The organism is Streptomyces sp. 8L (assembly GCF_020176795.1).
In the GTDB taxonomy this organism is placed as follows: domain Bacteria; phylum Actinomycetota; class Actinomycetes; order Streptomycetales; family Streptomycetaceae; genus Streptomyces.
This window is the reverse complement of sequence record NZ_JAIUKE010000027.1, coordinates 1-26493: the sequence shown is the minus strand read 5'-3', so window position 1 is coordinate 26493 and position 26493 is coordinate 1. Positions and strand designations below refer to the sequence as shown.

The 26493-nt window shown below is 73.2% G+C and carries 26 protein-coding genes and 1 pseudogene; 20 read left to right on the top strand and 7 right to left on the bottom strand.

All coding sequences use genetic code 11. The features are described 5' to 3' along the window. Positions 1-10 precede the first annotated feature (10 nt). From LCE31_RS03375 to LCE31_RS03350, 6 genes are all read left to right on the top strand, one after another. Positions 11-976 (top strand): AraC family transcriptional regulator, encoded by a 966-nt coding sequence (locus LCE31_RS03375; RefSeq protein WP_225012433.1) that lies wholly within the window; start codon positions 11-13, stop codon positions 974-976. A gap of 9 nt (positions 977-985) precedes the next feature. Beyond that, complete coding sequence (locus LCE31_RS03370) at positions 986-1762, top strand: AzlC family ABC transporter permease (protein WP_225012432.1); 777 nt, start codon at positions 986-988, stop codon at positions 1760-1762. Next, positions 1759-2067, top strand: a complete 309-nt coding sequence (locus LCE31_RS03365; protein WP_225012431.1) for an AzlD domain-containing protein — start codon at positions 1759-1761, stop codon at positions 2065-2067. The genes LCE31_RS03370 and LCE31_RS03365 overlap by 4 nt, the downstream gene beginning before the upstream one ends. 48 nt (positions 2068-2115) lie before the next feature. Next, positions 2116-2310, top strand: a complete 195-nt coding sequence (locus tag LCE31_RS03360; RefSeq protein WP_225012430.1) for a DUF3046 domain-containing protein — start codon at positions 2116-2118, stop codon at positions 2308-2310. Positions 2311-2560: 250 nt separating this feature from the next. Further along, a complete protein-coding gene (locus LCE31_RS03355) occupies positions 2561-3919 on the top strand; it encodes an AI-2E family transporter (RefSeq protein ID WP_225012444.1) in 1359 nt (452 codons plus the stop codon). Between the two features lie 181 nt (positions 3920-4100). Then, the gene (locus LCE31_RS03350; RefSeq protein WP_225012429.1) at positions 4101-5420 is read left to right on the top strand and encodes an aldehyde dehydrogenase family protein; all 1320 of its coding nucleotides are present in this window, start codon (positions 4101-4103) and stop codon (positions 5418-5420) included. Positions 5421-5699: 279 nt separating this feature from the next. Here LCE31_RS03350 and LCE31_RS03345 read toward each other — a convergent pair whose 3' ends face one another. Further along, complete coding sequence (locus LCE31_RS03345) at positions 5700-5975, bottom strand: hypothetical protein (protein WP_225012428.1); 276 nt, start codon at positions 5973-5975, stop codon at positions 5700-5702. 133 nt (positions 5976-6108) lie between these two features. Here LCE31_RS03345 and LCE31_RS03340 point away from each other — a divergent pair, with 133 nt between their 5' ends. The 6 genes from LCE31_RS03340 to dhaK all read left to right on the top strand — a co-directional run bounded on the left by LCE31_RS03340 (position 6109) and on the right by dhaK (position 11907). Next, the gene (locus LCE31_RS03340; RefSeq protein WP_225012427.1) at positions 6109-6921 is read left to right on the top strand and encodes a GAF domain-containing protein; all 813 of its coding nucleotides are present in this window, start codon (positions 6109-6111) and stop codon (positions 6919-6921) included. A 45-nt stretch (positions 6922-6966) separates the two neighbouring features. Beyond that, positions 6967-8103 (top strand): helix-turn-helix transcriptional regulator, encoded by a 1137-nt coding sequence (locus LCE31_RS03335; RefSeq protein WP_225012426.1) that lies wholly within the window; start codon positions 6967-6969, stop codon positions 8101-8103. Between the two features lie 266 nt (positions 8104-8369). After that, positions 8370-9251: a class II fructose-bisphosphate aldolase gene (locus tag LCE31_RS03330; RefSeq protein ID WP_225012425.1), complete on the top strand. Its 882-nt coding sequence runs from the start codon at positions 8370-8372 to the stop codon at positions 9249-9251. Further along, positions 9248-10054 (top strand): HAD-IA family hydrolase, encoded by an 807-nt coding sequence (locus LCE31_RS03325; RefSeq protein ID WP_225012424.1) that lies wholly within the window; start codon positions 9248-9250, stop codon positions 10052-10054. Before LCE31_RS03330 ends, LCE31_RS03325 begins: the two co-directional genes overlap by 4 nt. A 59-nt stretch (positions 10055-10113) precedes the next feature. Continuing rightward, a complete protein-coding gene (dhaL, locus tag LCE31_RS03320; protein ID WP_225012423.1) occupies positions 10114-10776 on the top strand; it encodes a dihydroxyacetone kinase subunit DhaL in 663 nt (220 codons plus the stop codon). Positions 10777-10911: 135 nt separating this feature from the next. Next, the gene (gene dhaK / locus LCE31_RS03315) at positions 10912-11907 is read left to right on the top strand and encodes a dihydroxyacetone kinase subunit DhaK (RefSeq protein ID WP_225012422.1); all 996 of its coding nucleotides are present in this window, start codon (positions 10912-10914) and stop codon (positions 11905-11907) included. A 146-nt stretch (positions 11908-12053) separates the two neighbouring features. On the opposite strand, the gene LCE31_RS03310 is transcribed toward dhaK, so the two are convergent. Then, entirely contained in the window at positions 12054-12923 is an 870-nt protein-coding gene (locus tag LCE31_RS03310; protein ID WP_225012421.1) for an oxidoreductase, read from the bottom strand. 131 nt (positions 12924-13054) lie between these two features. On the opposite strand from LCE31_RS03310, the gene recA reads away from it, so the two are divergent. Together recA and recX are read left to right on the top strand one after the other, a co-directional pair. Further along, positions 13055-14200, top strand: coding sequence for a recombinase RecA (gene recA / locus LCE31_RS03305; protein WP_225012420.1), 1146 nt, complete (start codon positions 13055-13057; stop codon positions 14198-14200). 7 nt (positions 14201-14207) lie between these two features. Continuing rightward, positions 14208-14828 carry a recombination regulator RecX gene (gene recX / locus LCE31_RS03300; RefSeq protein WP_225012419.1) on the top strand — a complete coding sequence of 207 codons (621 nt, stop codon included), beginning with the start codon at positions 14208-14210 and terminating at the stop codon, positions 14826-14828. Between the two features lie 222 nt (positions 14829-15050). On the opposite strand, the gene LCE31_RS03295 is transcribed toward recX, so the two are convergent. From LCE31_RS03295 to LCE31_RS03285, 4 genes are all read right to left on the bottom strand, one after another. Further along, on the bottom strand, positions 15051-15476 hold the full coding sequence (locus LCE31_RS03295) for a rhodanese-like domain-containing protein (protein WP_225012418.1): 426 nt from the start codon (positions 15474-15476) through the stop codon (positions 15051-15053). After that, positions 15473-16027 (bottom strand): cysteine dioxygenase family protein, encoded by a 555-nt coding sequence (locus LCE31_RS03290; RefSeq protein WP_225012417.1) that lies wholly within the window; start codon positions 16025-16027, stop codon positions 15473-15475. The genes LCE31_RS03295 and LCE31_RS03290 overlap by 4 nt, the downstream gene beginning before the upstream one ends. 104 nt (positions 16028-16131) lie before the next feature. Next, positions 16132-16179, bottom strand: coding sequence for a hypothetical protein (locus LCE31_RS41100; protein WP_311314449.1), 48 nt, complete (start codon positions 16177-16179; stop codon positions 16132-16134). 71 nt (positions 16180-16250) lie between these two features. Next, the gene (locus LCE31_RS03285; protein ID WP_225012416.1) at positions 16251-17855 is read right to left on the bottom strand and encodes an FAD-dependent monooxygenase; all 1605 of its coding nucleotides are present in this window, start codon (positions 17853-17855) and stop codon (positions 16251-16253) included. Between the two features lie 693 nt (positions 17856-18548). On the opposite strand from LCE31_RS03285, the gene miaB reads away from it, so the two are divergent. Further along, positions 18549-20060, top strand: a complete 1512-nt coding sequence (miaB, locus tag LCE31_RS03280; protein ID WP_225012415.1) for a tRNA (N6-isopentenyl adenosine(37)-C2)-methylthiotransferase MiaB — start codon at positions 18549-18551, stop codon at positions 20058-20060. 74 nt (positions 20061-20134) lie between these two features. Next, on the top strand, positions 20135-20851 hold the full coding sequence (locus LCE31_RS03275; protein ID WP_225012414.1) for a class III extradiol dioxygenase subunit B-like domain-containing protein: 717 nt from the start codon (positions 20135-20137) through the stop codon (positions 20849-20851). A 62-nt stretch (positions 20852-20913) separates the two neighbouring features. On the opposite strand, the gene LCE31_RS03270 is transcribed toward LCE31_RS03275, so the two are convergent. After that, the gene (locus tag LCE31_RS03270; RefSeq protein ID WP_225012413.1) at positions 20914-21171 is read right to left on the bottom strand and encodes an antitoxin; all 258 of its coding nucleotides are present in this window, start codon (positions 21169-21171) and stop codon (positions 20914-20916) included. 129 nt (positions 21172-21300) lie between these two features. Between LCE31_RS03270 and miaA the strand changes: the two genes are divergently transcribed. From miaA to LCE31_RS03250, 4 genes and pseudogenes are all read left to right on the top strand, one after another. Continuing rightward, positions 21301-22239 (top strand): tRNA (adenosine(37)-N6)-dimethylallyltransferase MiaA, encoded by a 939-nt coding sequence (gene miaA / locus LCE31_RS03265; protein WP_225012412.1) that lies wholly within the window; start codon positions 21301-21303, stop codon positions 22237-22239. 452 nt (positions 22240-22691) lie between these two features. After that, positions 22692-23078, top strand: a pseudogene (locus LCE31_RS03260) (hypothetical protein); the annotation flags it as partial. Positions 23079-23175: 97 nt separating this feature from the next. Further along, positions 23176-24057: a diaminopimelate epimerase gene (gene dapF, locus LCE31_RS03255; RefSeq protein WP_225012411.1), complete on the top strand. Its 882-nt coding sequence runs from the start codon at positions 23176-23178 to the stop codon at positions 24055-24057. Positions 24058-24208: 151 nt separating this feature from the next. Then, a complete protein-coding gene (locus LCE31_RS03250) occupies positions 24209-26302 on the top strand; it encodes a RelA/SpoT family protein (RefSeq protein WP_225012410.1) in 2094 nt (697 codons plus the stop codon). Positions 26303-26493: the final 191 nt, after the last annotated feature.

The window sequence follows — 26493 nt, the reverse complement described above, 5'->3', positions numbered from 1 at the left end:
GAATGGCGGGATGGGGAGCGAGCCGCGAGGCGGCGGTGGGACGAGCGGGCAGGCGGACCGGGGCACGCGCCGGCTGCCAGGCACGGGCGCGGGGCCCGGCGCCGGCGGGCGGCAGGCGGCCGTCCGGGAGCAGGCGCGGCACTGGCTGTTCCCCGACCTGCCGGGCGTGGACCTGCTGCGGGCACGCTATGTGCGCAAGACGTTCCTCCGGCACACCCACGAGACCTACGTCATCGCGGCGATCTCGCACGGCGTCGAGGGCTTCCACCACGGCGGCACCGACCGGTACGCGGGCCCGGGAGGACTCGCCCTGATCAACCCGGACACCGCGCACACCGGCTTCGCGAAGGAACCGGAGGGCTGGCGCTACGGCGCGCTCTATCCCGCGGTGGACATCGTCGCCGGCATCGCCGCCGAGACGACGGCCCTGCGCGGCACCCCGGGCTTCGTCTCGCCCGTCCTCGACGACGCGCACACCGCGCGGCTGGTCCACGCGGTGCTGCGCGCCGCCGACGAGGGCAACGCGCTGGCCGCGGACACCCTGCTGCGGATGGTCGTGACCCGCCTCCTGCGCCTGAACGGCGGCCCGCTGCCGGTACGGGCGGTGCGCGGCGCGGGCGGTGCCGCCGCCGCCCGCGCGCGCGGCCTGCTGCTGGAGCGGATGGCCGACCCGCCCTCGCTCCAGGCGCTTGCGGACGCCGTCGGCACCGGCCCGTTCGCACTGCTGCGCGCCTTCAAGGAGGCGTACGGGCTGCCGCCGCACGCCTGGCTGACCGACGCGCGCGGGCGCGCGGCCAAGCGGCTCCTGGACGCGGGCCACGCGCCCGCGCGGGCAGCCGCCGAGGTGGGTTTCACGGATCAGCCGCACCTGAACCGCCACTTCAGCCGCATCGTGGGCGTGCCGCCCGGCGCGTACCGCGGGGAACGGCTGGCGGCCGCAAGAACGTACAAGACCGCGCGATCCGCCCGTCCGTAGCGTGCGAGCGTGGAACGAACCGCGCGTGCGACCTCCCCGGCCCCGAACCCTCCGCCCGGCGCCCTGCCGCGCCCCGACGCGGCCGTCGTACGGGACGCCCTCGGGGTCGGCGTGGCGGTCGGCCTGTCCGGGTTCGCCTTCGGCGTCACCTCGGCTGGCGCGGGCCTCTCGGTGTGGCAGACCTGCCTGCTGAGCCTGCTGGTCTTCACGGGCGCCTCGCAGTTCGCCCTGGTCGCCGCGCTCGCCGGGGGCGCGGGACCGTTCGCCGCGGCGGCCGGCGCGCTCTTCCTCGGCGTACGCAACACGTTCTACGGCCTGCGCCTCTCGCAACTGCTGCGCCTGCCGGGCGCGGTGCGGCCCTTCGCCGCGCACTGGGTCATCGACGAGACGACCGCCGTCTCCCTCGCCCAGAGGGACCGAAGAGGCGCCAGGATCGGCTTCACCGTCACCGGCCTCACGCTGTACGTGCTGTGGAACCTGACCACGCTCGTGGGCGCCCTCGGCGCCCGGGCGCTGGGCGACACGAGCGCGTGGGGGCTGGACGCGGCCGGGCCCGCCGTGTTCCTCGCCCTGCTCGCGCCCATGCTGCGCACCCGCACGGAGCGGGCGGTGGCGGGCCTCGCGGTCCTGCTGGGACTCGGGCTGCTGCCCGTCCTCCCGGCGGGCGTACCGGTCCTGGGGGGGGCGCGCGCCGCGCCCGCCGCGCTCTGTGCCGAGGGCCGCCGGGGCCGTGGAGGCGGCCGTGGTCGTGCACATAGCCGTAGCCGTAAAGGAGGAGACGCGTGAACGTCTGGATCGCCGTCGCGGTCACCGCCGTCGGCTGCTACCTCATGAAACTCCTGGGGCTCCTGGTGCCCGCGGGGGTGCTGGAGCGTCCGCTGGTGCGGCGGCTCGCCGCGCTGCTGCCCGTGGCGCTGCTCGCCGCTCTCACCGCGCAGCAGACGTTCAGCACGAACGGCGCGCTGATGCTCGACGCGCGGGCCGCGGGACTCGCGGCCGCGGCGCTCGCACTGGTCGTGCGGGCCCCGTTCCTGCTGATGGTCGCGGCGGCCGTGGTGGTCACCGCGGGGGTACGGGCACTCGGCGGCTGATCACCGCGTACGGACGGCGGCTCGCCCCGGGGCGGGATACTGGTGCGCATGCGGTTGACGATTTTCTGGGAGCGTATGGCCGAGCATTTCGGGCCGGCCTACGCCGATTCCTTCGCCCGTGACCACGTGATGGCCGAACTCGGTGGCCGTACGGTGCACGAGGCCCTGGCCGCGGGCTGGGACGCGAAGGACGTGTGGCGCGCCGTCTGCGACGTGATGGGAATCCCACCGGAGGAGCGGTGAGCGGGAAAGGCCGACGAGCCCCGTCGGGGCGGGGTCGGTGAGCACCGGGTGGCTCCTCAGGACGGTCTCGGTGACGCTCGCGTGGCTCCTCGGACGGCGTCCGTGATCACCGCGTGCGGGATTCACTCCGCCGGTAGGTGAGACTTGCACCGTGGCACCGACAGACGAGACCGCGCGGGACACCGCCGCGCACACACCGCCGCCGACCACCTCACAGCTTTCGGCACCGCAGGCGGGCGGCCGTGTCCGCATGCCGCGCTGGCTGCCGCGCGCCGCTGTGCTGGTCCTCGGGCTCTACGCCTGCTTCCAGCTCGGAAGCTGGGCGTTCCACCAGCTCGTGGGGTTGTTGATCAATGTTCTGATCGCCTTCTTCCTGGGGCTCGCCGTCGAGCCCGCAGTGGGGCGGATGGCGGCGCGCGGGGTGCGGCGCGGACTCGCGACCTTCCTGGTCTTCCTGGGGGTCGTCGCCTTCAGCGTCGGCTTCGTGGTGCTGCTCGGATCGATGCTCGCGGGTCAGATCACGCAGATGATCGACGATTTCCCGCAGTACCTGGACTCCGTCATCAGCTGGACCAACGGCCACTTCCACACCAGCCTGTCCCGGCTCCAGATCCAGGACAGCCTGCTCCACTCCGACTGGCTCCAGCAGTACGTCCAGAACAGCGCCAGCGGTGTGCTCGACGTCTCCACCACCGTGCTGGGCGGCCTGTTCCGGCTGCTGACGATCTTCCTCTTCTCGTTCTACTTCGCGGCCGACGGCCCCCGGCTGCGCCGCGCCCTGTGCTCCGTACTGCCCCCCGCGCGGCAGGCCGAGGTGCTCAGGGCCTGGGAGATCGCCGTGGCCAAGACGGGCGGGTACCTCTACTCCCGTGGCCTGATGGCGCTGGTCTCCGGCGTCGCGCACTACGTTCTGCTCCAGATCCTCGGCATCCCCTACGCGCCCGTGCTGGGCGTGTGGGTGGGTTTGATCTCGCAGTTCGTACCGACGATCGGCACCTATCTCGCGGGCGCGCTGCCGATGCTGGTGGCGTTCACCGTGAACCCCTGGTACGCGCTGTGGGTGCTCGCCTTCGTCGTGGTCTACCAGCAGTTCGAGAACTACCTGCTCCAGCCGAAACTCACCGCGAAGACCGTGGACATCCATCCGGCGGTCGCCTTCGGCTCCGTGATCGCCGGTACGGCGCTGCTGGGGGCGGTGGGCGCGCTCGTCGCGATCCCGGCCGTCGCCACACTCCAGGCCTTCCTGGGCGCGTACGTGCGGCGCTACGACGTGCTCGACGACCCGTTGGCCCCGGTCGGCGGGCCGCCGGGCGGGGGGGGGGGCGGCGCGGGCGCGCCGGCGCCGCGGACCGGCGGACCGCTGCTGCGCAGGATCGCCCGGCGGCCGCGGGGGCCGGGGGGCGGGGGCGGGCGTGCCCGTGACCGTATCCGGGACCAGGACCCGGACCGGGACCAGCGCCGGAACGCGGCCTCGGCGTCGGCTCCGGACCACGGTGAGCCCCAGGCGCCCCCCGCTGTCCCGGACCAGTCTGTTCCGGATCAGTCCGTCCCGGATCAGTCCGTCCCGGGCCGGTTCTCGGGCCGGAGGCGGTGGGGCCGGAACGTCTGAACCACCTCGCCGCGGCCGGCGGGGGAGAGCCACGAGCGAGCCACTCGAAGTGGCTCAGAGCGACATGTAGCGACGTAGAGCAACGTATAGCAACGCATATCGACACAGAGCGACTCAGGCCGCTCGGGGGTACCCGGACGTACCCAGAGGCACCTGAGGAAAACCAGAACCCGAAGGATGTGTGGAACCCGTGTCCGACCTCGCCACCGACACCGTCGCCCGGCTGCGTGCGACCTTCCGTACCGGCCGTACGAAGGAGAGGGACTGGCGGGTCCGGCAGTTGACCGCTCTGCGCACCGTGCTCACGGAGCACGAGGGGGAGTTCGCCGCCGCGCTCAACGCCGACCTGGGCAAGAGCAAGGAGGAGGGGCTCCGTACCGAGGTCGTGTTCACCGTCCGGGAGATCGACCACATGCTGGGCCATCTGGACGACTGGATGCGGCCCACGGACGCACCCGTGCCCGAGCACCTGGCCGGCGCGCGGGCGTGGAGCGTGCTGGAACCGCTCGGCGTGGTCCTCGTCATCGGGCCGTGGAACTACCCGGCGCAACTGCTCCTCGCGCCGATGGCCGGCGCGCTCGCGGCCGGCAACTGCGTCGTCGCCAAACCGAGCGAGCTCGCACCGGAGACCTCCGCGCTGCTGGCCCGGCTGCTGCCGCGCCGCCTCGACCCCGACGCGGTCGCCGTCGTGGAGGGCGGGATTCCGGAGACGACGGCGCTGCTGGAGCAGCGTTTCGACCATATCTTCTACACCGGCAACGGCGGTGTCGGCCGGATCGTCATGCGTGCGGCGGCCGAGCATCTGACGCCGGTCACCCTCGAACTGGGCGGCAAGTCACCGGTGTTCGTGGACCGGGACGCCGACGTCGCCGAGGTGGCGGCCCGCCTCGTCGCCACGAAGTTCCTGAACGCGGGCCAGACCTGCGTCGCCCCCGACTACGTGCTGACCGATCCGGCCACGGCCCGCGGCCTTGTGGCGGCGCTCGCCCGCGAGATACCCGCCGTATACGGAGACGACCCCGCGGCCTCGCCGCGTTACGGACGGATCGTCAACGAGCGCCACTTCGACCGCCTCAGCGGACTGTTGGCGTCCGGTACCGTCGCCGCCGGCGGCCGCAGCGACCGTTCCGCGCGCTACATCGAGCCGACCGTACTGACCGGAGTGTCTCCGGACTCACCCGTCATGTGCGAGGAGATCTTCGGCCCCATCCTGCCGGTCGTCGAGGTCGAAGACCTGGACGAGGCAATCGACTTCATCGTGGCCCGCGACAAGCCGCTCGCCCTCTACGCCTTCACGCGGTCCGGCGCGACCCGGGAGCGGCTGCTCGCCGAGACGTCGTCGGGAGCGGTCACCTTCGGTCTGCCCGTCGCCCATCTGACAGTGCCTGACCTGCCGTTCGGCGGTGTCGGCGAGAGCGGCATGGGAAACTACCACGGTCCGTACTCGATGGAGACGTTCAGCCACCGCAAGGCCGTACTCGCGGCACGGGACGCCGGCTGACCGCATCCGCCACCGCACCGGAGCGGAGCTCGCGCGGGAACGGGGCCCGCGCGGGCGCACGGCCCGCGTGGGAGCGCGTGACCGGCCCCGACGGCACGGGGCGCTCTTCGCGATCCCCGGCCTTTCCCCGATCCGGGCGGGTCTCCGCGCCCCCGGTTCTCCGCGCCTCGGTTCTCCGCGATCCGCGGGCTCTCCGCTCCGGGCTCTCCGCGTACGGCGGTCCCGGCCGATGCCCGCACCGGGGGCGGCCGCCGGTGCCGGGGCTGCTGGTACCGGGGCTCAGGAGGGCCGCGCCTCGTCCTGCGGCCCCCGCCCCGTCCCGTGCGCCGGACGGCGCCTGCGCCGCGCCCGCTCCGCGGCCTCCGCCGCGCGCGCCGTCCTGGATGTCACATGGACGGGAAGCAGGCTCAGCCCCCAGCCACCCGCCACGACCACCCTCGCCACCGTGCCCGTGTGCTCGGGCGCGAACACCAGCCGCGCCACCGCCCACCACCAGGCACCGCCCAGCGCCAGCGCCGGTATCAGGGCCGGTATGAGGATTCCAGGCCTTGCCATGGCTGCCTCCTCCGGCCGGTACCCGCAGAGCCTTCCGTGCTGGCAGTCTGCCCCCGCGTGGGCGGCGCCGCATCCAGACCGGTGCCCCGCCGCAGCCGGGGCGGCCCCGGCCGGGCGCGATTACGCTGACTCCATGGGATCTGTCGGCGGGCTCGCGGGCGAACCCGTACGGAGTGCCCGGAGCGGTCGCGTCAGCACCGGCGCGCAGCTCGACGCGCTGAGCGGCGCCGTCGAGGACCTGGCCGGGCAGTTCGCGCTGCAACCGCTGCTGCACCGCATCCTGCGCCGGGCCGTCGCACTGCTGGGGGCGGGTGCCGGCTCCATCAGCACCGTCGACGAGCGGGCCGGTACGTACCGCAAGGAGGCCGACCTCGGGGTCGGCTGCCAGGAGGGCCGGGTGTTCCCGCTCGCGGAGGGGGCCACAGGGGCGGTCGTCGCCCGCCGGGGCCCCTGCGTCTTCGACAGCTACAGCGAGGTCCGCGGCGGCCACGTCGACCCGGCCGACCGCGAACGGCTGCACGCGACGGTCGCCGTCCCCATCGAGTGGCGCGGCGACGTCATCGGCGTGTGCGTCGTCTTCAGTACGGACCCGACGACGCGTTTCACCGGCGAGGACGTCGATCTCCTCGGCCTCTTCGCGCGGCACGCGGCCATCGCCATCACCAACGCGCGCCTGCACCGTGAGGCCGAGGAGCGCACCCGGAGCCTCGCCGTCGGCGCGGAGCGCGAGCGCGTCGTAAGGGATGTGCACGACACCGTCGCCCGCGCACTCGGGTCGATCATCACCCATATGGACGCGGCGGAGGTCCACGACCCCGCGGGACGCCTGGACGCGGGCCCGGGCGCCCCCCCCCCCCCCCGGGGGGGGCCCCGGGGCCCCGGGGGGGGGGGGGGGGCCCCCCCCCGCCCCCCGCCCCCCCCGGGCCCCCCCCCCCTTGGGGCTTAACTAAACTTCCTGGCGGGGGGCCCGGTCTCCACAACCCCACCTCGGTTGTGGGGTCGGGCTTTTGCGGGGCCGCCCCCCCCCCGCGCCGGGCGGCGCGACCCGGCGCGCACGGTCCTCGGGCTCGGGCCCTCCCTCCTCGACCTGCCCACCCTGGACGACGCCCTCGCGGTGGAACTCGACTGGGTCCGCTCCACGGCGGGCATCCGTACCGGCCTTGTCGCCACCGGGGAGCGCCGCCCCCTCGACGCCGACCTCGAAGCCGTCGCGCTCCGGCTGGTGCAGGAGGCGCTGACCAATGTCGTCACCCACGCGGCGGCCTCCCACGTCCGCGTCGGCGTGATGTACGGCGCCGACGAGCTCTCCGTCGTCGTCGAGGACGACGGACGCGGCTTCGACCCCCACGACGCTTCCGTGCGGCGGGCCGGTCTGGGCCTGACGGGGATCGTCACCCGCGCCCGGCGGCTCGGCGCCGAGCTGGGCATCGAGTCCACACCGGGCTGGGGCACCCGCATCCGGCTGCGGGTCCCGTACGCCCCCGAAGGGGCCGTCGCCGGCGTGGCCGCGGGGACCGCCTGCCGGGTCCTGGTGGTGGACCGGCGGCCCGTCGTCAGGGCCGGACTCGTACGCCTGCTGGGCCGTGCCGAGCCCGACGTCCAGGTGGTCGGGGAGGTCGCGGACGCCCGCGAGGCCCTGGACGCGGTGCGGGTCCTGGAGCCCGACGTGGTGCTGCTCGACCTCAGGATGCCCGGCTTCGACGGCGCCAGGCTCACCTCGTACGTACGCGCGGCGAATCCGGCGACCGCCGTGCTCGTGATGACGGACGACCTCGGGGACGACCTGCTCAAGGAGGCCGTGCACGCGGGCGCGCGCGGCTGCGTGGGCACCGAACTCGACGGGCCTGCCGTGGTGCGGGCCGTTCTCGCGGCGGCCCGCGGGGACGCGCTGCTCAGCGAGCGCGTCCTGCGCGGATTCGCCGACCGGGACCGGCCGGCGCCCGAGGCGCTCACGGACCGGGAGCGCGAGGTGCGCGCCCTGGTGGAGCGCGGACTGCCGGACAAGAAGATCGCCTCGGTGCTCGGGATCGCGGTGAAGACCGTCGAGAAGCACGTCGGCGCCGTGCTCCGCAAGACCGGCGCGCCCAACCGCACGGCCCTCGCCCACCGGGCCGCCGCCCGGCGCTGAGCAGCTCGGGCCGCCCGCCGCTGAGTCCCGGGCCGCCTGCCTGCGAGCCTGCTGGTAGCCCGGCGCTGAGCCTGCCGCGCCGCACGTTGCTGAGCCGATCGCGCCGCCCGGCATCGAAGGGGGTGCCGGGCGCGCGTGAGGGGATTCCCTCCGCACAGATGGGGGGATTCCCTCCCGACGCGCGGACGGCCGGTGCCTACCGTCATAAGGGTCAGGTGATCTCGACCCGTCGCGCGCGACGCGGCGCAAGAACCCTGGAGCGTGCCGTGCCCGTCGTACCGCTGACCGACATCCTGTCCGACGCCTTCGACCAGCGTTACGGCGTCCCCGCGATCAACATCGTCAACGACCTGACGCTGGAGGCGGTCCTCGGCGCCGCCGTGGAGAAGGCGTCGCCCCTCATCGTGCAGACCTCCGTCAAGACCGTGAAATCCATCGGGAGCGACGTGCTCTACGCGATGTGGGAGGCGATGACCGCGGGCATCGAGGTGCCCGTCACCCTCCATCTCGACCACTGCCCCGAGCGCGAGGTGATCACCGAATGCCTGCGCGCCGGCTGGAACTCGGTCCTGTTCGACGCCTCCCACCTGCCCGTCGAGGAGAATATGCGGCAGACCGTCGAGGTCGTCGCGGAGGCCCGCCGCCACGGCGCGGACGTCGAGGGCGAGATCGAGTCGATCACCGGCGTCGAGGACGGCGTCGGCAGCGACACGGAGGCGGCGCGGCAGGATCTGGCCGTCGCCCTCGAGTTCCTCACCACCACCGGCGTCGACGTCTTCGCCCCGGCCATCGGCAACGCCCACGGCCACTACAAGCGGGCACCCGTCCTCGACTTCGACCGGGTCTCCGACATCGTCGCCGCCCATCCGCTGCCCATCGCCCTGCACGGCGGCAGCGGCATGTCGAACGAGCAGTTCCGCGAACTGATCTCGCGGGGGTGCGCCAAGGTGAACATCTCGACCGCGCTCAAAGAGACGTACATGCAGTCCAACCTCGCCTTCCTCAAGGAGGCGGAACAGCGGCGGAAGTGGGACCCTCCGTCGCTGTTCCGCGCCGTGCGCGGGGACGTCAGTGAGCTGGCCGGATCTCTGATGACGCTGTTCGGCAGCGCGGGCCACGCCCCGGTCGCCGCCGGGAAGGCCGGGTGAGGACCGTGCCCGCCCTCATCTTCGACTGCGACGGCGTCCTCGCCGACACGGAGCGCGACGGCCATCTGCCCGCCTTCAACAGGACCTTCGCGGAATTCGGGCTTCCGGCCCGCTGGAGCGACGCCGAGTATGCGCGGCGGGTCAAGGTCGGCGGAGGCAAGGAGCGGATGAAGACGCTGCTGACCCCCGAGTTCGTGGCCGAGGCCGGGCTGCCGGACGATCCGGCAGCGCTGGACGCCGAGGTCGCGAAGTGGCACCGGCGCAAGACCGAGATCTACACCGGGATCATCGCGAGCGGCGCCATCCGGCTCCGGCCCGGCGTCCGGCGTGTCGCGGAGGAGGCCGCCGACGCCGGCTGGGTCCTCGCGGTCGCCTCCACCTCGGCGGAGCCGTCCGTGCGCGGCGTGCTCGACCTCGCTGTCGGCAAGGCCCTCGCCCTCCGCTTCGGCGTCTTCGCCGGGGACATCGTCGCCCACAAGAAGCCCGCCCCCGACATCTACGAGCTGACCGTTTCGAGCCTCGGGCTCGGCCCCGCCGACGCCGTCGTGGTCGAGGACAGCAGGAACGGCATGCTGGCGGCGCTCGCGGCCGGCCTCGGCTGCGCCGTCACGACCAGTACGTACACGGCGGAGGAGGACTTCACGGGCGCCTCGCTCGTCGTCTCCTCGCTCGGCGATCCACCGCCCGACGAGACCGTGACGGAGGTACGGGCCGACCCGCTCGGCCTGCGCCCCGAGCCGTACGTACGGCTCGCCGACCTGGCGGCACTGCTCGGAGAGGGAGGCGTACGCGGCAGGAGTTGAGTACGCCCCCGTCCGCGGTCGCGTGGCGAAGGGCGAGAATCCAAGGGAGACAGAGCGATATGCCGTCCACAGTCAGTGATCTCGAATACGTCGTCAGGACCATCGCCGGCACGGCCGTCGACAACGAGCGGTACTTCTGTGACCTCGACGGCGTCGTGGGAGACGGCGACTTCGGCTTCTCACTGGCACGCGGCTTCGAGATCGTCCTGGCCGACTGGGACGAACTCGACCGCAGCACGCCCGCGCAGTTCCTGAAGAAGGTCGCGCTGATCATCTCCAAGCGGGTCGGCGGGACGTCAGGACCCCTGTGGGGGACGGCCTTCCTGCGGGCGGCGTCCGCCGTGAACGACCGCCCCGACATGGAGTCCCTCACCGCCCACGACGCGGTGGCGATGCTGGGCGCCGCCATCGAGGGCATCAAGGCGCGCGGCAAGTCCGACCTCGGGGACAAGACCCTGCTCGACGCCTTGATCCCGATGACGGAAGCGCTCGACAAGCAGGTGCGCGGCGGGACCGCCGACACCGCGCGCACCCCCGCGGAACTCGCCCGGGTCGCCGCGTCCACCGCCCGTACCGCCGCCGACGCGACCACCACCATGCAGGCCCTGCGGGGCCGGCCCAGCTACACGGGGGAGCGCAGCATCGGCTCGCCCGACGCGGGCGCGGTGGCGGTGGCCGTCATGGCGGAGCGGATCGCCGACGCGTGGCCGGACCGCCCCTGAACGGGCTTTCCCGGCCGGGCTCCGCGGACCGGATCTCCCGCGGCAGCCAGTCCCGCCGCGGGGTGTGCCCCGACAGGGCTTCCCCGCAAGGGCATTCAGCTTCCCACCTCGATGACGAGACACAGGAGCGATCGCATGAAGAAGTTCGTCAACGATCCCAAGGACTACGTGTCCGAGATGCTGGAAGGGCTGGCGCTCGCCAACCCCGACAGCCTCAGGTACGTCCCCGAATTCAACCTGATCATGCGGTCCGACGCTCCCGACCTCGACAAGGTGGCTCTGGTCCAGGGCTCGGGCTCCGGGCACGAGCCGTCCCATGTGATGTCCGTGGGGAAGGGCATGCTGGACGCCGCCTGCCCCGGCGACGTCTTCTCCGCGCCTCCCACCGACTACGTGTACGAGACGGTCAAGCTGGTGGCGTCCCCCAAGGGCGTGCTGCTGCTGGTCAACAACTACACGGGAGACCGGATGGCCTTCGAGATGGCACAGGAGCTGTCCGAGGCCGACGGCATCGTCGCGCGCACCCTGTTCATCGACGACGACGTGTCCGTCCAGGACTCGACGTACACCGTCGGCCGCAGGGGCGTCGCGGGCAACTTCTTCGTGATGAAGGCCTGCGGCGCGGCGGCCGAGCGCGGTGCCGACCTCGACGAGGTGTACCGGATCGGCGAGAAGGTCAACTCCGTCACCCGCACCATGGGCATGGCGCTGACCGCGTGCACGCCGCCCGCCAAGGGCTCGCCGCTGTTCGAACTGTCCGACGACGAGATCGAGATGGGCGTCGGCATCCACGGCGAGCCGGGCAGGCGGCGGGAGAAGCTGCGCTCCGCGAACGACATCGTGACGGAACTCGTGTCGGCGGTCGCGGACGACCTGCCGTACACGTCGGGCGACCGGGTCGCGCTGATGATCAACGGTCTCGGCGGCACGCCGGTCGGCGAGCTGTACCTGGTCTACGGCCTCGCCCACCGGCAACTCGCGGCCCGGGGCATCGAGATCGGCCGCTCGTACGTCGGCGAGTACTGCACCTCGCTCGACATGGCGGGCTGCTCCCTGACCCTGGTACGGCTGGACGACGAGATCACCGGGCTGCTGGAGGACCCGGCGGAGACCGCGATCCGCGTCTTCTGACACAAGGCCCTTCTTCCTGGGCTTCCCGAACTTCCCGAACTTCCCGATAAAAGACCGCTTCCTTCCGGCAGGCGGCAGGTGACCGTTTCTTCCCGTCAGAAGAGCGCTCTTCCCAGCGGGAGACCGCTCTTCCCGGCAGGAGACCGTCAGGCGGCCAGCATCGCCATGTCCTCGTCCGTCAGGGCGATGTCCGCGGCCGCCATGTTCTCCTCCAAGTGCGCGAGCGACGCGGTGCCCGGAATCTGCACGATCGAGGGCGAGCGCGCCAGCCCCCAGGCGAGGGCGATCTGACGCACGGTGGCGCCGTGCCGCTCCGCGACCTTGCCGAGAGCGTCGCTCGCGAGGGACCCGCCGGCCCCGCCGAGGGCGAAGAACGGCATGAAGGCGATCCCGGCCGCCGCGCAGGTGCCGACCAGGGCGTCGTCCGCGCGGTCGAGCACGCTGTAGCGGTTCTGCACGGCCGCCACCGGTGCGATCGCGCGGGCCTCGGCGAGCTGCGGCCCCGTCACATTGCTGACGCCGAGATGCCGGATCAGACCCTCCTCGCGCAGCTCCGCGAGGGCGGCGAAGCGGTCGCCGAGCGGGGCGGCGGCGGAGCCGCTGAGCCTGCCGACCCGCAGATAGACGAGGTCGAGTACATCGAGGTCCAGGTCCGTGAGGTTCTGCCGCACGGCGGCGCGCAACTGGCCCGGCTCCGCCTCGCCGATCATCTCGCCGTCCCGGTTGCGGATGGGCCCGACCTTGGTGGCGATGGACACGCCGTCCGCGTACGGGTGGAGCGCGCGGCGGAGCAGGTCGTTCGCGCGGACGTCGCCCGCGAAGTAGAAGGCGGCGGTGTCGATGTGGAGGGCGCCGAGCCCGACGGCGCGGCGGGCGACGGCGATCGCCTCCTCGGGCGGGCGGACGGGGCCTCCCCACCGCCCCGGCAGGTGCATGGCGCCGAAACCGATACGCGGGACGCTCAGGGTGCCGCCGAGTACGACGGCCGCGCTCGCGCCGCGTGGTGCGCTTGACATCAAAATCGAACATCCATTCTTATGTGAGTGCGGACCCCACAGGCACTGCCGGTCGTCGGGACCCATTGTCAGTGGCAGGGGATAGCGTCGTTGACGTGAAGCGATCGACTCAAGCAAATCGGGTGGAACCCATGGCAGGAACGGACCGCGAGAAGGCGCTGGACGCCGCACTCGCACAGATTGAGCGGCAGTTCGGCAAGGGCGCCGTGATGCGGCTGGGCGAGCGGCCCAATGAGCCGGTCGAGGTCATCCCCACGGGATCGACCGCACTCGATGTCGCGCTCGGTGTCGGCGGGCTGCCCCGCGGCCGCGTGGTCGAGGTGTACGGCCCGGAGTCCTCCGGCAAGACGACCCTCACGCTGCACGCCGTGGCGAACGCGCAGCGGGCGGGCGGAGCGGTGGCCTTCGTGGACGCGGAGCACGCCCTCGACCCCGAGTACGCCAAGAAACTGGGCGTCGACATCGACAATCTGATCCTCTCGCAGCCGGACAACGGCGAGCAGGCGCTGGAGATCGTGGACATGCTGGTCCGCTCCGGCGCGCTCGACCTGATCGTCATCGACTCCGTCGCTGCGCTCGTGCCGCGCGCGGAGATCGAGGGCGAGATGGGCGACTCGCACGTGGGCCTCCAGGCCCGGCTGATGAGCCAGGCGCTGCGGAAGATCACGAGCGCGCTCAACCAGTCGAAGACGACGGCGATCTTCATCAACCAGCTCCGCGAGAAGATCGGTGTGATGTTCGGCTCGCCGGAGACCACGACGGGTGGCCGGGCGCTCAAGTTCTACGCGTCGGTCCGCCTCGACATCCGGCGCATCGAGACGCTGAAGGACGGCACGGACGCGGTCGGCAACCGCACCCGCGTCAAGGTCGTCAAGAACAAGGTCGCGCCGCCGTTCAAGCAGGCCGAGTTCGACATCCTCTACGGGCAGGGGATCAGTCGCGAGGGCGGTCTGATCGACATGGGCGTGGAGCACGGCTTCGTGCGCAAGGCCGGTGCCTGGTACACGTACGAGGGCGACCAGCTCGGCCAGGGCAAGGAGAACGCGCGCAACTTCCTCAAGGACAACCCCGACCTGGCGAACGAGATCGAGAAGAAGATCCTCGAAAAGCTGGGGGTCGGGGTCCGGCCCGAGGAGCCCGCCACCGAGGCGGCGGCCGATCCGGCGGCCCCGGCCGGCGACGCGGCCAAGGCGGTGCCCGCCCCCGCGGCGGCCCCGGCTTCGGCGGCGCCCGCGGGCAGGGCCAAGACGGCCAAGGCCGCGGCGGCCAAGAGCTGATCCGTCCGTGCCCGAGGAGGAGCCTTCCCGCGCCGGAGCCGGACGCCGGGCCGGGAAGCGGGGACGGACGGCACGGCCGGGGGGGAGCTCCGACCCGTCGAGGGCCGGGCAGGAGCTGCCGCCCCAGGACCCGGCCGAGCGGGCGCGGGCGATCTGCCTGCGCCAGCTCACCGGCATGCCGCGGACGCGCAAGCAGCTCGCGGACGCGCTGAGGAAGCGGGAGATCCCCGACGACGTCGCGGAAGAGGTGCTCTCCCGCTTCGAGGACGTGGGACTGATCGACGACGCGGCGTTCGCGGGGGCCTGGGTGGAGTCACGCCACCACGGCCGGGGCCTCGCCCGCCGCGCGCTCGCCCGCGAACTGCGCACCAAGGGGGTCGAGTCCGCGGTCATCGACGAGGCGGTCGGGCAGCTCGACGCGGAGCGTGAGGAGGCCACGGCGCGCGACCTGGTTGCCTCGAAGCTCCGCTCGACACGGGGCCTGGACCGCGACCGCCGGCTGCGCCGCCTGGTCGGCATGCTGGCGCGGAAGGGATACGGCCAGGGGCTGGCGCTGCGGGTGGTGCGCCAGGCACTGGAAGAGGAGGGGGAGGACGCGGACGGCCTGGACGAGGCGTTCCCGGACTGACCACCCGGGAACGACCTCGCCCCGTCCAGGGCTCACGGCCTCGGGGGCCCGGCATGCGCGAACCGGGCGCGCGGACGGGCGTGCGTACCGGGCGGACGCGGACCGGGCGTGCGCGGAGGTGTGGTCGCGCCGTATCCGAACGTGCCCACCCGGCCATGCCCATCCCGGCGGTGCACGTCAGTGCTCGATGAGGCCTGCCTCCGCCAAACCTCGCCGTGCGCCTCAGTGCTCGACGGGGAGGCCCGCCTCGCGCCAGGCCTGGAAACCGCCCTCCAGGTCCGTCGCGCGGTGCAGACCCAGCTGCTGGAGGGAGGCGGCGGCCAGCGAGGACGCGTATCCCTCGTTGCAGAACACGACGATCCTGCGGTCGTGGTCCGTCGCCTCCGGGATCTTGTGGCTGCCCCGCGGGTCGAGGCGCCACTCCAGCTCATTGCGCTCAATTTGCAGCGCGCCGGGGATCGTTCCGTCGCGCTCGCGCTGCTGCTGGTAGCGGATGTCGACGAGCAGCGCGCCGTCCTCCCGCACCGCGCGCCGCGCCTCGACGGGGCCGATCCGGCGCAGGCCGGTCCTGGCCCTGTCCAGGACCTCCTCTATGGACGCGGGGCCGGCCGGTGCGGCGGGGTCCGCGGTGCCGGTGGGCTCGCTCACTGCCACTCCTCGGGAAGTTCGACCTCTTCGAGCCGCAGCACGGGGCCCGTCCTGCTGTAACGGCGCATCAGCGGCAGCGGCGGGTAGTACGCGTGCACCGACACGGCGTGTGCCGCGTCCGACTCGTTGCGCACCTCGTGCACATGGTGCTCGCCGAAGGCGCGGGCGTCACCCGCCTCCAGCACCCGGTGGCGGTCGACGTCCTCGGCGAGTTCGAGTGTCTTCCAGCCCTCGGTGGGCAGTCGTGCGGCGAGCGAGTCCTCCTTCAGCACGCCCGCCGCAGTGGCGAACGCGCCGTGCGAACCGCCGTGGTCGTGCCAGCCGGTGCCGGTGCCGGGCGGCCAGCCGATGAGCCACGCCTCGCTGCCCGCGGGGCCGTCGAGACGGGTCCAGGTGCGGCCCTCGGGGTCCAGGGGCAGCGAGGCGACGAGCGCGGTGTCCGCGGCCGTCGCCCGTACGAAAGCGAGGAGTTCGGCCGGCGACGGGCCCGCGGGAGCGGTGGTGGTGCCGGGGGAGACGGAGGGTGAGGCGGGAGAAGCGGAAACAGACATGGCGCCGTCCTGATGAGGTTCGCGGGTACGCGCTCGGGCCGCCGCTGCCCGGCTCGGGGCACACGGAGGCGGCGCGGTGCGCGAAAAGAGGGAAGAGAGGCGAATCAGCAGGACGGGCGACACACGCAGCCCGCATAGCGGAGGAGGTCCATATGGACCCTCCGCCACAGGCGCACACAGGTGTCGGTCACGTTCCGGAGTACACCACGGGTGCCCGGATCGGTCAATTCATGTGCGCGGCACGGTCCTCGGCGTTCGCGCGCGCGTCCGACGGCGTTCCGCCGCGGACCGCCGCCGCGGCGGCCCGCAGCTCCTCGGGCCGCACGCCGCCGAAGGCCGCCGCCAGGTGTCCGTCGGGCCGTACGAGCAGCACGTTGTGCGCGGACGCGCCCGGATAGGCCTCCGTCACCAGCAGCTCCGCGTCCACCGGCAGGTCCGCGACGGCCGAGGCGAGGCGGGGCATCACGCCGGCCTTCAGCCAGTGCCGCCGGTCCCATACGGCCGTGCCCGGCGCCACCAGCACCACCAGGAGCCTGCCCCGCCCGAGCCGGTCGCGCAGCCTGCCCGCCGTGCCGTCGGGGGTCGTCACGCGCACATCCGTGACGGGGCCGCCCACCGCCGTGCCGACGGCGGCCCACGCCTCCCCGGGCGGCGCGGCGAGCGGGGAGTGCGGGTACGAGGGGGGCGCGCCCAGCGGCCCCTGGCCCAGGTGCCCGTCGGCGAGCAGGGTCTCGCGCCCGCTCGCGGAACCCGGCAGCAGACCGCGCAGACCGCCTCCGCCGCGCAGTATCGGCAGCGACTGGTCCGCCGCGCGCAGCCGGGCCGCGACCGCCGTCCGCCGCTCCGCCTGATAGCTGTCGAGGAGGGCCTTCGTCTCGCCGTGGTGCCACGCGAGCGCCAGCTTCCAGGCGAGGTTCTCGGCGTCCCTGACCCCTTCGTCGAGACCCTGGGTGCCGACGGCGCCCAGCAGATGCGCCGCCTCGCCCGCGAGGAAGGCCCGGTCGACCCGCCACCGCTGCGCCAGCCGGTGGTGGATCGTGTGGACGCCGGTGTCCAGCAGTTCGTACGGCGGGGTCTCGCCGCACCAGCCCGCGAGGGCCTCCCTCACGCGCGCCACCAGCGCGTCGGGTGTGACCAGGTCCCCGCGCGGCGGCAGCAGCCAGTCCAGCCGCCAGGTACCGCCTGGCAGGGGCCGCGCCGACACCTCGTCGCCGCCCGAGCGCCACGGCGGCTGCCGGTGCAGCACCGCCTCACGGGGCCACGGCAGCTCGACGCGCAGCGCGGCGACCGCGTACCGTTCGACGGCCGTACGTCCGGGGAACCGGACGGCGAGCAGTTTGCGGACCGTGGACCTGGCGCCGTCGCAGCCCACCAGGTAACTGCCGCGCCAGTAGGACGTGCCGGGGCCGCGGGTGTGCGCGGTCACGCCCGTGCCGTCCTGCTCCAGCGAGTCGAGGCGGCTTTCGGTGACGACCTTCACGAGCGAGGTCTTCGCGATCGCCTCGCGCAGGCCCCGGACGAGTACGTGCTGCGCGATGTGGACGGGAGAGGGGAAGCCCTCGACGCCGAGCGGCAGAGCCCGTACCGGCTGCTTGCGCCGCATCAGCCGCCAGCCGTCCCACCGGGCCCCCTCGTCACTGAGGGTGGTGCATCCGAGACGTGCCGTCAGTGCCGCCGTGTCCGGCCGGAGCACCACTGTCCGCGCCGCGCGGGCGTCGTCCGCGCCGGCGGTCTCGTCGAGCACCACGGACGGGACCTCCGCCGCCGCGAGAGCCAGGGCGAGCGTGAGGCCCACGGGGCCCGCTCCGACGATGATCACCGGGTCCACGGGGTCGCCTCCCGGGCCCGTGCGGTCTTGCGGTCGGTGGCTGCTGGCGCCCGGTGAGTGATCACAGAACGTATGCAACCGACTGGGCGATCTCGCGTCAAGCGACAGCCTCGGCGGCGCGTACACCCTCGGCCAGACCCGGAAGTGATCCCCCGTCACTTCTCTCTCAGCCACCCCGTTCGGGGAGGCCGGGCGGGAGGAGCCGGGACGCATGTACGGCGTCGCGCTGACGGTGCGGGTGGCGGTGCCCCTCGTACCTGGTCGACTGTGATCGTCCGGTTCTGTGCGTGCGGCCCCGCCGGACCGGTCGGTGCGTGCGGCCCCGCCCGGGCGGCGACCGCGCCGCTCCGGACGACCGTACGTCGGACGGTTCCGCGCCGAGGCCCGGTCACAGCCGGGCCGCGAAAACCGTCAGCCTACTCGCGAGGCGGCGAGGCGTACGTCCGGACCGGCGGGGCGTCGCGGTCGCACTGCCGACGGAACCGGCCGCCCTGTCCGGCTCAGCGACGCGGACGGCCTCCCCGACAACGCCCTGAAGTTCACTCCAACGAGTGCGGTCCCGGGTTGGGGCTGCGCCAGGTGGACAGCCGGCAGACAGCCCGGCCGTCCCGTCAGCCGCCGCGTCGGCGGGCCGGAGCGGCCCTCCGCCCGCCCCGGCGGGGGCAGCCACCCGTACCGCCTACCCTTGTTCGTATGAGCAGCAGTGAGCCGGTCCAGACCGTGGGCGCCAACCGAAGCTATGCGATCCGTACCTACGGGTGCCAGATGAACGTCCACGACTCGGAACGGCTCTCAGGACTGCTGGAGGACGCCGGCTACGTCCGCGCCCCCGAGGGCGAGGAGGAGGCCGACGTCGTCGTCTTCAACACCTGCGCCGTGCGGGAGAACGCCGACAACAAGCTGTACGGAAACCTCGGCCGGCTCGCCCCCGCCAAGACCCGCAGGGCGGGCATGCAGATCGCCGTCGGCGGGTGCCTCGCCCAGAAGGACCGCGACACCATCTTGAAGAGGGCGCCCTGGGTGGACGTCGTCTTCGGCACGCACAACATCGGCAAGCTGCCCGTCCTGCTGGAGCGCGCCCGCGTCCAGGAAGAGGCGCAGATCGAGATCGCCGAGTCGCTGGAGGCCTTCCCCTCCACGCTGCCCACCCGTCGCGAGTCCGCCTATGCCGCGTGGGTCTCGATCTCCGTCGGCTGCAACAACACCTGCACCTTCTGCATCGTGCCCGCGCTGCGCGGCAAGGAGAAGGACCGCCGCCCCGGGGACATCCTCGCCGAGATCGAGGCCCTGGTCGGCGAGGGCGTCTCGGAGATCACCCTGCTCGGCCAGAACGTGAACGCGTACGGCTCCGACATCGGCGACCGGCAGGCGTTCTCCAAGCTGCTGCGTGCCTGCGGCACCATCGAGGGCCTGGAGCGCGTGCGGTTCACCTCGCCGCACCCCCGCGACTTCACCGACGACGTGATCGCCGCGATGGCCGAGACCCCGAACGTGATGCCGCAGCTGCACATGCCGCTCCAGTCCGGCTCGGACGCGGTGCTGCGCGCCATGCGCCGCTCCTACCGGCAGGACCGCTACCTCGGCATCATCGAGAAGGTCCGCGCCGCCATCCCGCACGCCGCCATCTCCACCGACATCATCGTGGGCTTCCCCGGCGAGAGCGACGCGGACTTCGAGCAGACGCTGCACGTCGTGCGCGAGGCCAGGTTCGCGCAGGCGTTCACCTTCCAGTACTCCAAGCGGCCCGGCACCCCGGCCGCCGGCATGGACGGCCAGATCCCCAAGCGGACCGTCCAGGAACGCTACGAGCGGCTCGTCGCCCTCCAGGAGGAGATCTCCTGGAACGAGAACAAGAAGCAGGTCGGACGCACCCTGGAAGTCCTGGTCGCGGAGGGCGAGGGCCGCAAGGACGACGCCACCCACCGGCTCTCCGGCCGTGCGCCGGACAACCGCCTCGTGCACTTCACCAAGCCGGAGCAGGAGGTGCGCCCCGGTGACATGGCCACCGTGGACATCACCTACGCGGCCCCCCACCACCTGCTGGCCGAGGGGCCGACAACCGCGGTGCGAAGGACCGCCGCGGGTGATGCCTGGCAGCGCCGTACGACGCAGGAGACCGAGCGCAAGGGCGTGATGCTCGGACTGCCCACGGTCGGGGCCCCTGCCCCGCTCCCGGCCGCCGCACACGGCTGCGCGGCGCCCTGACCCCTGGTGGCCGTGTCCCCCCGACCGTCCCAGGTGCCCGTCTCCGGGTGATCGTCGCGGGTTAGGGTCGCAGCATGCTGGTCGCCGCCGCCGTATGCCCCTGCCCGCCGCTGCTCGTGCCCGAGGTCGCCGCGGGTGCCGCGCCCGAACTGGACGCCGCGCGCACGGCCGCCTCCGACGCGCTGGCCGTGCTGGCCGCCGCTCGGGCGGACCGCTTCGTCGTGGTGGGCCCCGCGGGCTCCGCGGCACCCGGGCCCCGCCGGCCCGGCGCCACGGGTTCCTTCCGCGGCTTCGGCGTACCGGTCGACGTGGTCCTCCCGACGCCGGACGCGAGCCCGCCGCCCGCCGGGGAACTGCCCCCGTCCCTCGCCGTCGCGGCCTGGCTCCTCGGCCACGCCGGCCGGCCCCTGCCGGTGTCCGGCGCACTGGCGGTGGCCGACGACCTGGACCCGGAGGCCTGCCTGCGCGCGGGCCGCGAGATCGCGGCCGAGGCACCGCGTACGGCCCTGCTGGTGATGGGGGACGGCAGCGCCTGCCGCACCCTGAAGGCGCCCGGCTACCTCGATGAACGGGCGGAGGGCTTCGACGCGTCCGTCGCGGCGGCCCTGGCCACCGCCGACATCGGCGCCCTCGCCGGCCTCGACGTGACCCTCGCCCGTGAGCTGGGGGCCGTCGGGCGCGCGCCCTGGCAGCTGCTGGCGGGCGCCGCCGAGGGCACCGGCCTCGGCGGACGGCTGCTGTACGAGGACGCGCCCTATGGCGTCGGCTACTTCGTCGCGGCCTGGTCGTAACGAGCGTACGGGTGCGGCCTGGTCGTGACGCACGTACGCGCGTCCGCGCCCCAAGCGACCGGCTAGCGCGGCTCGTCGGGGTGCTGGACGCCGCCGGACCCGCCCTCGTCGCCCTTCTGGGACATGCGGTTGATCGCGTCCTTGGTCTTGTCCGTACCCGCGTCGATGCGGTCGCTGTACTTGCCGTTGGTCCTCTCGTCGACCGTACGGGCGACCTTCTCGAGTCCCTGGCCGATCCGGTCACCGTGCTGTGCCGCGAGGTCGGACACCTTGTCCCGCGCCGGCGCGAGCCTCGCCATCAGTGAATCCTTCAAGCCCATCGCGGCACCATCCGTCCCGAAGATCGGTGAAACACTCCATACACGACCAAAGGGTACGACCGCGAGGTGTGCCACGCACAGGGACGAAGCCGGTCCTGACCTGCCCGGCGCGTTTGCGAGACTGGTGCGGTGACAAGCGCAGCTCCCGCCCCCCGGGTCATCGCCGTCGTCGGTCCCACCGCGGCGGGCAAGTCGGATCTCGGCGTCCACCTCGCCCGTCATCTCGGCGGCGTGGTGGTCAACGCCGATTCCATGCAGCTCTACCGGGGCATGGACATCGGTACCGCCAAACTGGCCCACGGGGAGCGTGGCGGCGTGCCGCACCACCTGCTGGACATCTGGGACGTCACGGAGACCGCCAGCGTCGCCGAGTACCAGCGGCTCGCGCGCGCCGAGATCGACCGCCTGCTGGCCGCCGACCGCGTCCCGGTCCTGGTGGGCGGCTCTGGCCTGTACGTACGCGGGGTGATCGACGCGCTCGACTTCCCCGGCACGGACCCGGCGGTACGCGCGCGTCTTGAGGCCGAACTGACGCTCCGCGGCTCGGGCGTGATGCACGCGCGCCTCGCCGCCGCCGATCCCCCCGCGGCCCGGGCCATCCTGCCGAGCAACGGCCGCCGCATCGTGCGGGCGCTGGAGGTGATCAAGATCACCGGGCGGCCCTTCACGGCCAACCTGCCGGGTCACGACGCGGTCTACGACACCGTGCAGATCGGGGTCGACGTGCCGCGCCCCGAACTGGACGCGCGGATCGCGCTCCGCGTCGACCGGATGTGGGAGGCGGGCCTCGTCGAGGAGGTGCGCGCCTTGGAGGGGCGCGGCCTGCGGGACGGCCGCACGGCGTCCCGCGCCCTGGGCTACCAGCAGGTGCTGGCCGCGCTCGCAGGTGACTGCACGGAGGACGAGGCGCGCGCGGAGACCGTACGGGCGACGAAGCGCTTCGCCCGGCGCCAGGACTCGTGGTTCCGCAGGGACTCGCGCGTGCACTGGCTCGGCGGCGCGGAAGGGTCCGCGGGGGAACTGCGCGACGGCGCTCTGGCGTTGATCGAACGAGCGGTCACAGGCTGATCACGTGATGGCATCGGGACGCTCCGGCCGTCATTCCGGCCCCTGGGGGCGTGCCATCATCGAGCATCTATCCACCCGTGGAGTCCGAGTTGGGAGGGCGCGTGGCTATGGAGGCCGGCCCTCGCAATCCTCAGTCGGCGACGCGGGACGTGCCGGGAGCGTCCGACGAGGACGGCTCGGGTCCTTCTGCCGTCCCGCCGTCCGTCCCGGCCCCGTCGGAGACGTCGCCTCCCGTCGGTGACCCCTCGCAGGACGGCCCGCACGCGGACGGCGACGCTCCGCCGCAGAGCGGCCCGCACGCGGACTGCGAATCCCTCCCGCGGGGCGGCCGCCTTCCCGACGGCGGCCCTCTCTCTGACGGTCTTGTCCAGGACGGCCCGGCGTCCGACGGTCCTGGCGACGGCGGGCCGCTCGCAGGGGGCGGCGCCTCAGGAGGCCTCACCTCCGACGGCCTCACCTCGGACGGCCCCGACGAAGAGGATTCGGCCGAGCAGGCCACCCCCGAGATCGAGGTCGAGCTCAGACCGCAGGGCAAGTTCCGGATCTGGCAGATCGCGCCCATCGTGGTACTGGCGGGCGTCGGCTCCCTGATGTTCGCCTTCCCGCTCGCCTTCGGCACCGGGGACGGCGGCTCCGTGACGGCCATGCTCGGCCTGCTCCTCGGCTGCTGCGCCGCGGGCTGGGGCATGGCGGCCGCCCGCAAGGTCGGCTACACCTGGCCCGGCCTGCCCTCCAAGGCCTCCGGCGAGCGCGCCGACTGGCGCTTCGTGGTGCTGTACACGGCGATCGCCGCGATCATCGTCGCGCTGGCCGTGTGGCGCGTCGCCCGACTGCGCTGAGCGACACCCGCGCCGGGCGCTCCGCTTCCGGCTGCGGCGGTTCTGCGTGCGAGGGTGACGTCGCCGGTTGTCGGCGGTGCCTTCTACGATGGAAGGCGTGACCACCACACCGACCACGCCCCTGGCCTTCCTCAAGGGACACGGCACGGAGAACGACTTCGTGATCCTGCCCGACCCGGACAACGCCCTCGATCTGCCCGCGCGCGTCGTGGCCGCGCTCTGCGACCGCAGGGCGGGCATCGGCGCGGACGGCGTGCTGCACGTGGTGCGGTCCGCGGCCCACCCCGAGGCCCGCGCGATGGCGGACGAGGCCGAGTGGTTCATGGACTACCGCAACGGGGACGGGTCGGTCGCGGAGATGTGCGGCAACGGCGTCCGCGTCTTCGCCCGCCATCTCCAGCGGGCGGGACACGTCACCCCGGGCGACCTCGCCATCGCCACCCGCGGTGGCGTCAAGCGCGTCCACCTCGCCAAGGACGGTGACGTCACGGTCCGCATGGGCCGTGCCGTCCTCCCGGACGACGGCGTGGAGGTCACCGTGGGCGACCGCCGCTGGCCCGCCTACAACGTCAACATGGGCAATCCGCACGCGGTCGCCTTCGTGGCGGACCTGGCCCATGCGGGAGACCTGCTCACCGCGCCCGCGTACGCCCCGGGGAGCGCCTATCCCGACGGCGTCAATGTCGAGTTCGTGGTCGACCGCGGCCCGCGCCATGTCGCGATGCGGGTCCATGAGCGCGGTTCGGGCGAGACCCGGTCCTGCGGCACCGGCGCGTGCGCCGTGGCCGTCGCGGCGGCCCGCAGGGACGGCGCCGACCCGGCCCTGAGCGGCACGCCCGTCACGTACACGGTGGACCTGCCGGGCGGCCGGCTCCTGATCACGGAACACCCCGACGGCGAGATCGAGATGACGGGGCCCGCCGTCATCGTGGCCGAAGGACACATCACCGCGGAATGGCTCGAATCGTCCTTCGGTTGAGTTATGCGGGTGTTCGCTTGAACGGGTGATCCGTTTCACGCTGAACGAGTGCGGGTCTGGTCCACGTGGTGGGCTCGATAGCATCAAGCACCGGCCCGGAGGGCGTAGCCCTGTCCCTCGTACCGCCGGTCGATCCTGCCCGGAGGTGCCCATGAGTGCAGAGGCCACCAGCCCTGGTGTCCACGGCCGCAGGCGCGGCCTGCCCCGTATCGACCTCCGCAGGCTGGGCAGGGCGGCGCTGCTCGGCCCCGCCTCGCGCGACCGGCTGCCCGACGCCATAGGGCATGTCGCCGAGGCACACCGGGCGCATTTCCCGGACGCCGACCTGTCGGTGCTGCGCCGGGCGTACGTGCTCGCGGAGGCGTCGCACCGCGGCCAGTACCGCAAGAGCGGCGAGCCGTACATCACACATCCGCTCGCGGTGACGCTGATCCTCGCCGAGCTGGGCGCCGAGACCACCACGCTGACCGCCGCGATCCTGCACGACACCGTCGAGGACACGGACGTGACCCTCGACCAGGTCCGCGCCGAGTTCGGCGAGGAGGTCCGCTATCTCGTCGACGGCGTGACCAAGCTGGAGAAGGTCGACTACGGGGCCGCCGCCGAGCCCGAGACGTTCCGGAAGATGCTCGTCGCCACCGGCAACGACGTCCGGGTCATGTCGATCAAACTCGCGGACCGGCTCCACAACATGCGCACGCTCGGCGTGATGCGCCCCGAGAAGCAGGAGCGGATCGCCAAGGTCACCCGCGACGTCCTCGTCCCCCTCGCGGAACGGCTCGGCGTGCAGGCCATCAAGTCCGAGCTGGAGGACCTCGTCTTCGCCATCCTCTGCCGCGAGGACGCGGCCCGTACCCGGGCCCTCATCTCCGAGAACGCCTCGGCTGGCGACGCGCTCGCCGCGACCGCCGACGACATGCGGCGAGTACTGCGCGAGGCCGACATCTCCGCCGAAGTCCTGGTCAGGCCGCGCCACCTGGTCTCCGTGCACCGCTCGCGCCTCAAACGCGGCGAGCTGCGCGGCACCGACTTCGGCCGGCTCCTCGTCCTCGTCGCGGAGGACGCGGACTGCTACGCCGTCCTCGGCGAGCTCCACACCTGCTTCACGCCGGTGATCTCCGAGTTCAAGGACTTCGTCGCCGCGCCCAAGTTCAACCTGTACCAGTCGCTGCACACCGCCGTCGTGGGGCCCGACGGCGCCGTCGCCGAGGTGCTGATCCGCACGCACCAGATGCACAAGGTCGCGGAGGCGGGCGTCGTCGCGCTCGGCAACCCGTACGCGCCCGGCCCCGCCGCCGGCGACCCGGGGGTGGAGGGGCCGGACGGCGAGCGCGTCGACCCGACGCGGCCCGGCTGGCTCTCCCGGCTGCTGGAGTGGCAGCAGTCCGCGCCCGACCCGGACACCTTCTGGACGACGCTGCGCGCCGACCTCGCGCAGGACCGCGAGATCACGGTCTTCCGCGCCGAGGGCGGCATGCTCGGCCTGCCCGCCGGGGCGACCTGCGTGGACGCCGCGTACGCGCAGTACGGCGAGGCCGCCCACCGATGTCTCGGCGCCCGCGTCGGCGGCAGGCTCGTCGCGCTGGGCACCGTCCTCAAGGACGGCGACACCGTACAGATCCTGCTCGCCCACGACGCGTCCTCCGGGCCTTCGCCCGAGTGGCTTGAGCACGCCCGTACGCCCGCCGCGCGGATCGCGATCACCGGCTGGCTCGCCGCGCACCCCGACGCGGCCGCCCTCCCGGACGCCTCGCCCCGGCCGCCCGCGGCCGTCTCCGCGGGACCGCGCGGCGCGGTCGGCGTCGTCAGCGAACTGCCGGACGCGCCCGTACGGCTCGCCGGCTGCTGTACACCGGTGCCGCCCGACGAGATCACCGCTTTCCAGGTGCGTGGCGGCACCGTCACCGTGCACCGCAGCGAGTGCCCCGCTGTCGGGCGGATGACCCTCAAACGCTCGCCCGTCGCGGTCGACTGGGCCGCGGGCGACACCGCTGAATGCCAAGTCACTTTGCATGCCGAGTCGTTCGGCCGCCCCCGGCTGATGGCCGACCTGACGGACGCCATGTCGACGGCCGGCGCCGCGATCATCTCGGCCACCGTGGAACCGCCGAGCCGGCAGCGCGTCAAGCACACGTACACCGTCCAACTCCCCGATGCCGCCATGCTGCCCGGCCTGATGAGCGCCATGCGGGACGTGCCGGGCGTCTACGACGTCAGCCGCGCCCAGCAGTCCGCGGAGGCGTGAACCGGGCGGACCGCCACCGGCCTGCCGGCCCGCCCCGCGCGTCCACCTACGGCCCCGGGCCGACCCCTTTCGGCTGAGGGGATCGCGCGCCGCCCCCCCCCCCCCCGCGCGCCCCGGTAGCGGTGAGGGATGCTGCTCACCACCCGCCGGCGGCGCGCCGTCCTGCTCGCCCCCGCCGCGGCCCCGCGCGG